This window comes from Metasolibacillus sp. (assembly GCF_025291715.1).
GTDB classification, from domain to species: domain Bacteria; phylum Bacillota; class Bacilli; order Bacillales_A; family Planococcaceae; genus Metasolibacillus; species Metasolibacillus louembei.
On record NZ_JAMBIZ010000033.1, the window covers coordinates 31,663 to 39,958 of the forward strand.

Consider the following 8,296-nt stretch of genomic DNA (forward strand, 5'->3'; position numbering starts at 1 on the left):
TGACCTCCATTATAGTAAATTTTTAATTTCCTCATAGCGTGGTAATGCTGTTAAGGCACCTGGCTTCGTCGCCGCTAATGCACCTAGCTTGTTACCAAAAGCAACACATGCAGTTATTTCCTCGACTGTCGTTGGCAAACCATTATAATGCACATAGCGCAATACCCCTGCCATAAATGCGTCGCCTGCACCTGTTGTATCGACTGCTGTTACCTTTTCAGCAGGTACATGAATTGTTTCACCATTTAAAATTGCATAAGAGCCTTCTGCCCCTACTGTAATTAAAACGATTGGTACAAGCAATGCATCAAGTGCCGCAATGCCTTCTTCAATTGTTGCTGTTTGCGTTAAGAAAAATAGCTCCTCATCTGTTAGCTTTAAAATATCTGCATCCTCAAAAAAGCGTGTAATCGTCTCACGGCAAATTTTCTCGCTATGCCAACGTAATGGACGAATATTTGCGTCTATTGCAATAATTGTGCCATGCTCCTTTGCTAGCTCCACTGCTGCCACTGTCGTTGCAAGTGCGGTTGGATGAAACATCGTTCCTGAGCACACATTAAAAATAGAAGCACGTTTAAACGCTTCTAGCTGTAACTGCACATCTTCTACTTGTAAATCAGGCGTTTCATCTATATAATCTCTAAAAATGCGTTCACCATCTGCTGTTAAATCGACATACACACCACTCACGCGCTTTTCTGGTACGTAAACAGCATAATCTAAATTAACGCCTTCATTCGTTATCTCATTGCGAACAAATTCAGATGTCTCATCATCACCTGTAATTGTAATTAAAGCGGACGGGGCACCAATGCGGCTAATTCCTGCTGCTACATTAATTGTTGCGCCACCTAAATATTTTGTAAATGTTGTATTGCTTATATCATCTGCAATATAATCAACAAATGCATCTCCATAAATAAGAATAAAATCTTTATTTGCCAACCTTCTAACCTCCGACATTTTGCTTACTATAGATTACCACGAAAACAGAGCGTCTTTAAAGTATTAAAGTATTTCGATAACTAGAAATCGCACATAATTTTGTTATACTTCTATGTAGGTAAGAAAGGAAGCGAATACAATGGAAATTACAATTCAACAAGCACAACCAATGGATGCTACACAAATCGCACCATTAATTTATGAAGCAATCGGCGATATCGCACATCGTCTAACTGGTGAAACAGAGGAGCAATCTGTACTCACAGCATTAACAGCACTTATCGAACGTACAGATAATCGCCATAGCTATTTATACACATATGTTGCTAAACAAGGGGATGCGCTACTTGGCATCGCTGTGCTATATGATGGATTAACAGCCAAAGCATTGGATGCTAATTTAGCAGCATGGTTATCATCAAAAAACGCCCCTACAAGCATTGATGTAGAAGCACACGATGATGAATTTTATATTGATACAGTGTGTGTCACACCAGAGGCACGTGGCTTAGGTATTGGCACAAAACTGTTACAATTTGCGGAGGAGCAAGCTGTCACAAAAGGCTATAAAAAGCTTGCCTTAAATGTAGAGCTAGAAAAAGAGAAGGCACGTGCTTTATATGAGCGCCTTGGCTTTACAATTACAGAGCCGTGGACAATTATTAATGAGCCATTCCACCATATGGTCAAGGAGCTGTAAATGAAAAATCTCATTTTCCCCTTATTAATTGTCATTGCATCAAGTAGCTACGGGATTTTATCGACGATTGTTAAGGTTGCTATGCAGCATGGATTTACTTCCGCAGAAGCTGTTACAGCTCAATATATGGTTGGTTTTTTCCTGGCCCTTGTACTATTTATCGTCACACAGCGTTCATTGCCAAGGCTGAATAAATCTGGCGTTATCATTTTAACGCTTGCTGGTATATTAACTGCTGCAACAGGCACTATTTACGGACAATCGTTAAATTATTTGCCCGCCTCACTTGCAGTCGTTATGCTCTTCCAATTTACATGGATTGGGCTGTTTATAGACTGCGCCTTGCATAAACGTTTACCGAGTCGAGCTGAAACGATTTCGTTAATCTTTTTAATAGTGGGCACTATTTTTGCAGCTGGTGTTGTTGATGTCGATTTATCTGCTATTGCTTGGCAAGGCTGGGCACTTGGCTTGCTATCTGCCTTAACGTTTGCGTTATTTATTCAAATCAATTCCCGCCAAGTAGAAGGTATCACAACGATTTCACGTACGTTCTTTGTATCGTTAGTGGCAGTAATTGTTATTAGCATTATACTGACGCCTGAAATTTTATGGAATGGTCAACTATTCGGTGCTGGACTTTGGAAATTCGGCTTAGCGCTTGGATTGTTCGGCATCATTTTACCGATTTTATTATTTTCTATCGCTGTACCGAAAGTAGGAGGCAGCCTCGCATCTATTTTAAGTGCGATGGAGCTACCAGTGGCTATTTTAGCCTCAATGCTTGTATTGAAAGAAGCGTTATCTACATTGCAATTTTTCGGTATCGCTCTCGTTCTAATTGGAATGGTTTTACCTTCTTATATATCAATGAGAAGAGCGGAAAAGATATCGCAAGGTTAAATAGTTAAAGCTGTCCGAAAAAGTATCATCTTTTCGGACAGCCCCCCTATTCAATCATCAAAATATCTTTAATTTCTCGCTCGCTTAACATCGTTAAATTTTCATTATCTGATTCGATAACTGCTTGAATCAAATTTTTCTTTTTTTCCTGTAGCTCATTGATTTTCTCTTCAATTGTTCCTTTCGCAATAAGCTTCATTACTTGCACATTATTTTTTTGCCCCATTCGATAAGCTCGATCCGAAGCCTGCTGTTCAACCGCGGGATTCCACCAAAGATCGTAATGTATAACAGTATCTGCTCCAGTAAGATTTAACCCTGTACCACCAGCCTTTAATGAAATAAGGAACACCTCTCTTTCTCCAGCATTAAATCGCTCACAAAGAGCTACTCTCTCAGCTGCAGCCGTACTACCATCTAAATAGAAATGGACTATCCCTTGACGATTTAACTCCCGCCCAATTAAAGTTAACATCGACGTAAATTGAGAAAAAATTAGTATACGTCTTTTCGCGCTATAGCATTCCTGAACAATGTTTATAACATGCTCAAATTTAGCGGAGCTTCCTGTATAACCTTCTACAAACAAAGCAGGGTGACAGCAAATTTGACGTAAACGTGTAATGCCTGCAAGAATTTTCAGCTTGTTTTGTTGGAATGTCTCCTTGTTTAAATGCTCCAGCGTCTCAACTTTAAGCTTCGCTAAATAAGCCGCATATAACTTTTTTTGCTCTGGCAATAAATCCGACGTCAGCACTAACTCCATTTTTTCTGGTAATTCAAGTAATACCTCTTCCTTTAATCTTCGGAGAATAAAAGGGTTAACTAGCTTTTTGATTGTTTGGTGAGCTAGAGATTTAAACATTTTTCGCTCAGGTAACAATGTTGGAAAAACAACATTCAAAATTGACCAAAGGTTATCAACAGAATTTTCTATAGGTGTTCCTGTTAGGGCAAATCGATTATCTGCCTTCAGCGCTTTAACAGCTTTCGCCGTTTTCGAAGCAGGATTTTTAAAAGCCTGTGCCTCATCAAATATAATCGTATGAAAAGATTTTGATTGATAGCTATTCATATCCATGCGTAGTAAAGAATATGAGACAATGACAACATCGACCTCGGAAATATCCTTTAACAACGCCGCTCTTTGCCCTTTATCTCCCTCTATCAGCTTCACAAGCACCTGTGGAGAAAACTTAGCTAATTCATTTAGCCAGTTATAAACTAAAGAAGATGGGCACACAACCAGCACTGGTTTATGATGCTGGCGAATTTCAGGTAAAACAGAAACGATAAACATAATGCTTTGCAACGTTTTCCCTAAGCCCATATCATCTGCTAATATCCCACCAAATTTATAATGTGCTAATGCTTTTAACCATTTAAATCCATGTATTTGATACTCTCTAAACGAGGCATTGATACTATCAGGTACCATAAATTCAAGCTTTTCAGGGTGCAGTAAATCGTCCATAATAGCTTGAAGCGATTTTCCTCTCACTAAAACATTTTCATTAAGGGTGCCCAATTTATAAAAATTTGAAATAAAAGGAACTCGTATTTCCTCTGCCTCTATTTGCTCTAAGGTGATACCCATATTGTAAAGAAAACGTTGCATTTCTTGAAACGCCTTCGTTTCTAAAGATAACAATGCGCCATTTGTTAAACGATAATATTTTCTTTTCTCTGTAAGAGCTAATAATATGCTGCGAATTTCATTTTCTGGAATACCATGCATATCAAACTCAAAAATAAGCCAATCTGTTCGTTCATCAACTTCTATTCGAATATTTGGAGGGCTGGAATGTTTCACAATTCTCTCTTTCACAGCTGTTGTTGCGTAAACATTAACAAACTTACTTATTTTCGGGACCATATAATGTAAAAAATCATACTCAGCCTCTTCATTATGCATAAAATAACCGCTCTCGGTTCTAGTGAAAAGCCCCGCCTCCATCAAACTCATAACTTCTAGCTCAAGGGCGTGGTCGCGATTTAACACACTTTGCCCGTCTTCTAAAGGGTTAATGGTGACATTACCATATTCAAATTCAAGTGCAGCAAGTAATTTATTGTTCACCCTATCTAAAAATAATTTAGCCTTTGGAGGTATTTGAGGAAAAGCGTTCTTCACATTACTAGCGATTTCAACACTACCTAATTCCATTAAATGAGGAACTACCTTATCCAAAAAATATGGCAGCTGTTCCTTTTCAATTTGAAGCTGGTTTTCCTTGCTTTTCGCCAGTGCATACTTTAATTCACTAAGTCGAACACTGTCTTCCTTTGATAGTTTATAAAAATTATTTTTATACAGCACATAGCTATAAGTATCCATTACAATGATATGCTCTAAATTTTTTATCGTGAAGCGATAATATTGGTCTAAGTGAAATATTAATGGTAACGTTTGCTTTGATAATATATTTACCCCCTCATAAACAGCCCTATGATGCTCTAACTGGACATATGGAGCTAGATGAAGCAAATAAAGTAGACTTTCGAACTCTGTAGGTGGGATTAACAGCCAACGCTCATCTATTATCTCTAGCTGCTCGTTTCTCGCTGCCTCAAAATTTTGCAATATATACAATAAACTTTTCAACACATTGGCGTCTTCCTGTGTAAAGCTATGAACCTTTGGATTATATGAAAATACATTTGAAAACGCATAGTCCTCACCTTTATCAAGAGCTATTAAAAATCCCCTGAAATTAGTTACTTTATAGGATTGTATATTTGCTGCTATCCCCATTAAATATTGACCATTTTTAAGCATCATGATTTCACAAGTAAATTGTACAAAGAGCATTGCTCGATTCTCCATATGATATTGGCTACGAATAGGGCGCACAAATGAATTCTCAAATATCTCGAAAACTTCATTCACTAACTCTGTATTTGACGTAGAAAGAGAAGTTGCTTCCTTTCCTCCGTTTACTTGAATATCATGTAAAAGCACAAGAACCGCCGCTACATGTTGGCATTTTTTATGAAAGGATTCTAATTGTGGGCATGTACATTCTGCATGTATAAACCCATTTTGCCCCTTCTTTATCACTACATGAAATAAGCCATTTCCTTTCACACTTGCATTGACTATAGCATCACTCGGATGAAAATTTTTTAGCACAACTTTATTATCTTGAAAATATTTTTTCCCTTTTTTATAAGAGATTTCCCCACAAATATCTTTTATTTTTTTCGTATTCAAAAAATAATTCATCAGCAACCCTTTCTGTAATAGTTTCTTCTTTGCTCTCTAATCATACCAAAACTGCCCGAAAAGATAATATCTTTCCGGGCAGCCTCTTTCTATAGCTCTTCCTCATAGTCATATTTCTCACCAAATGTCTTTTTCAAAAATTGATGTGCCTCTATTTTTGTATCATCTGTAATGGAAGAATAAACTTTGGTTAATGCGGCAGTAATCACAAAGACATCATCAGTTAAGCCGACAAATGGTAAAAGATCTGCTACTACATCTAGTGGTAAAATAAAATAGCCAAGCGCTCCTAAAATAATCAATTTATTTGCCTTTGACATATTCGGACTTTTTAGTGCAAAAAATAATGTGCTTGTGGAATGTAATGCAGACATCCCTAGCTTCAAGCCTGTCGATTTTACCTTCGTCAAAAATTTATCATTCGAAAAATGCTTGTCCTTACCAGCAATCATGTCTTCAAATTCAGCCATATCCGTTCCTCCTTCTATTTCTACTTGCCTATATTTACGAATTTTTCTTAAAAAAGTTTCAACACTATTATGCATTTCACCCGATAAAAAACATAAGAAGGAGTGATGAGCGTGTACAAACCTGAAGAGCTTTCGTCTATTTTAAGTGCTATCCCTAGCACACATCAGCCCCTCATACTAGCATTGCAACAAGCAGCTACAAATGTAAATGATTACCCCTCACGCTCTTTACAGCATTCTAGTGAAGTCTTGACTATTATTGCAAAAGATATATATGAGAAAAAAATGTCACAGCCTGTCGTACATGTCGCACTACGTACTTTATTAAAAAATAAACTATTCATATCTAAAATACAGCCAAGTCGCATTTATTTATTAATGAACCTTGTTCAACAAATGACAACTACACAAACAAGCTCAAAAATCGATGCCAAGGCAGCTCAAATTGTTCTCGATTATATTATAGATATTTGCGAATGGTATTTAAAGGAATTAAAAGATGGTGAGGAATTAGCTGCGTCAGCCTTACATCTTAAACAAAATCATGAGGATACAAGCGATAATTTTGAAGCGATGAGACAGTGGTTTTTAGTGGCAGCGACTGCTGGTGATGCTAGCGCTCAATATAATTTGGGCGTTCTTTACAATCACGGTAAAGGTGTCACTCAAAACTATGAAGAAGCTGTGAAATGGTACTCTTTAGCTGCGGCACAACATGAAGCAGATGCACAATATGCATTAGGTGTACTTTACGAATTAGGGCTTGGCATTGAGCAAGATGCCCAAAAAGCAGCTGAACTTTATCAGTTAGCTGCACAAAGCGGTCATGCAGATGCGCAATATAATTTAGGATCCCTTTATAATCAAGGAAGGGGCGTATCTCAAAACTATGTGGAGGCTGCTAAATGGTACGAGCTCGCTGCAAGTCAAGGTAACACGAGTGCGCTCAATAATTTAGGCTTCTTATATCATAATGGCACAGGTGTTGAGCAAAACTTCCAACAAGCCATCGAGCTATTTTCAAAAGCTGCTGTCGCCGGCGATGCAAGTGCTCAATACAATTTAGGCTATATGTATAGCAAAGGGCGAGGTGTAACAACTAACTATGCCGAGGCTGCCAAATGGTTTTTAAGTGCTGCATTGCAAAATCATACGAATGCGCAATTTCAGCTTGCTTTATTATATCGTACAGGAGACGGTGTCGAAAAAAACATTGATGAGGCACTTAAATGGCTTCTCCTTGCAGCCAATGCAAACCATACAAATGCTCAATATACGTTAGGTCTTATGTATAAGCTGCAAAATAATGAAAAGCAAGCAATGGACTGGCTATCAAAAGCCGCTGCGAACGAACATATTAGTGCCTGTTACGACTTAGCAATGCTTTATAAAAAAATCTATAGCGAAAGCCCTCTTATGATGAAATGGCTAAAGCGCGCTGCTATACGTGGTCATGCAGATGCCCAGTTTGAGCTAGGTATGCATTATTTACATGAGCTTATCTATACAGAAGCTGCTAAGTGGCTTCAATCAGCTGTTGAGCAGCACCATCTCCAGGCAGAATACGAGCTGGGCTTACTTTATGAGCAAGGGCTTGGTGTCGAAAAAAATTATGATGAAGCCCGCCACTGTTATCGCCTTGCCGCTGATCAAGGTCATATGCTCGCACAGTATAAATTAGGCAATATTTTCGATAAAGGGCTTGGCGTTACTGTTGATTACACTGAGGCCGCTAAATGGATCAGCCTTTCTGCCTTTAAAGGGTACCCAAAAGCACAATTCCAGCTCGCACAAATGTATGCGAATGGCGAAGGCGTTTCACACGATTACTCCGAAGCAGCCAAATGGTATCGTCGAGCTGCTATAAACGGTCATATTAAAGCACAATTTCAACTAGGTATGTTATACAAAAAAGGACTTGGCGTTGCGCAAGATTATGCCGAAGCAACATACTGGCTAAAAAAATCTATCCAATAGAGTAGGAGGGAGCGATTAACTCCCGTCCTCTCACACCACCGTACGTACGGATCCGTATACGGCGGTTCAATT

At 38.3% G+C, this 8,296-nt stretch carries 6 protein-coding genes; 3 read left to right on the forward strand and 3 right to left on the reverse strand.

What is annotated here, in order from left to right:
* Window positions 1-9 precede the first annotated feature (9 nt).
* Window positions 10-966, reverse strand: coding sequence for a carbohydrate kinase family protein (locus tag M3Z76_RS16510; RefSeq protein WP_293928933.1), 957 nt, complete (start codon window positions 964-966; stop codon window positions 10-12).
* A gap of 121 nt (window positions 967-1,087) precedes the next feature.
* On the opposite strand from M3Z76_RS16510, the gene M3Z76_RS16515 reads away from it, so the two are divergent.
* Both M3Z76_RS16515 and M3Z76_RS16520 read left to right on the forward strand, forming a co-directional pair.
* Window positions 1,088-1,648: a GNAT family N-acetyltransferase gene (locus tag M3Z76_RS16515; protein WP_293928931.1), complete on the forward strand. Its 561-nt coding sequence runs from the start codon at window positions 1,088-1,090 to the stop codon at window positions 1,646-1,648.
* Window positions 1,649-2,551 (forward strand): EamA family transporter, encoded by a 903-nt coding sequence (locus tag M3Z76_RS16520; protein WP_293928929.1) that lies wholly within the window; start codon window positions 1,649-1,651, stop codon window positions 2,549-2,551.
* 46 nt (window positions 2,552-2,597) lie between these two features.
* Here the strand turns inward: M3Z76_RS16520 and M3Z76_RS16525 are convergent, their stop codons facing one another.
* Together M3Z76_RS16525 and M3Z76_RS16530 are read right to left on the reverse strand one after the other, a co-directional pair.
* A complete protein-coding gene (locus M3Z76_RS16525; protein ID WP_293928928.1) occupies window positions 2,598-5,777 on the reverse strand; it encodes a DEAD/DEAH box helicase in 3,180 nt (1,059 codons plus the stop codon).
* 89 nt (window positions 5,778-5,866) lie between these two features.
* Window positions 5,867-6,247, reverse strand: coding sequence for a YkvA family protein (locus M3Z76_RS16530; protein ID WP_293928927.1), 381 nt, complete (start codon window positions 6,245-6,247; stop codon window positions 5,867-5,869).
* A 111-nt stretch (window positions 6,248-6,358) separates the two neighbouring features.
* On the opposite strand from M3Z76_RS16530, the gene M3Z76_RS16535 reads away from it, so the two are divergent.
* Window positions 6,359-8,224, forward strand: coding sequence for a tetratricopeptide repeat protein (locus M3Z76_RS16535; RefSeq protein WP_293928925.1), 1,866 nt, complete (start codon window positions 6,359-6,361; stop codon window positions 8,222-8,224).
* Window positions 8,225-8,296: the final 72 nt, after the last annotated feature.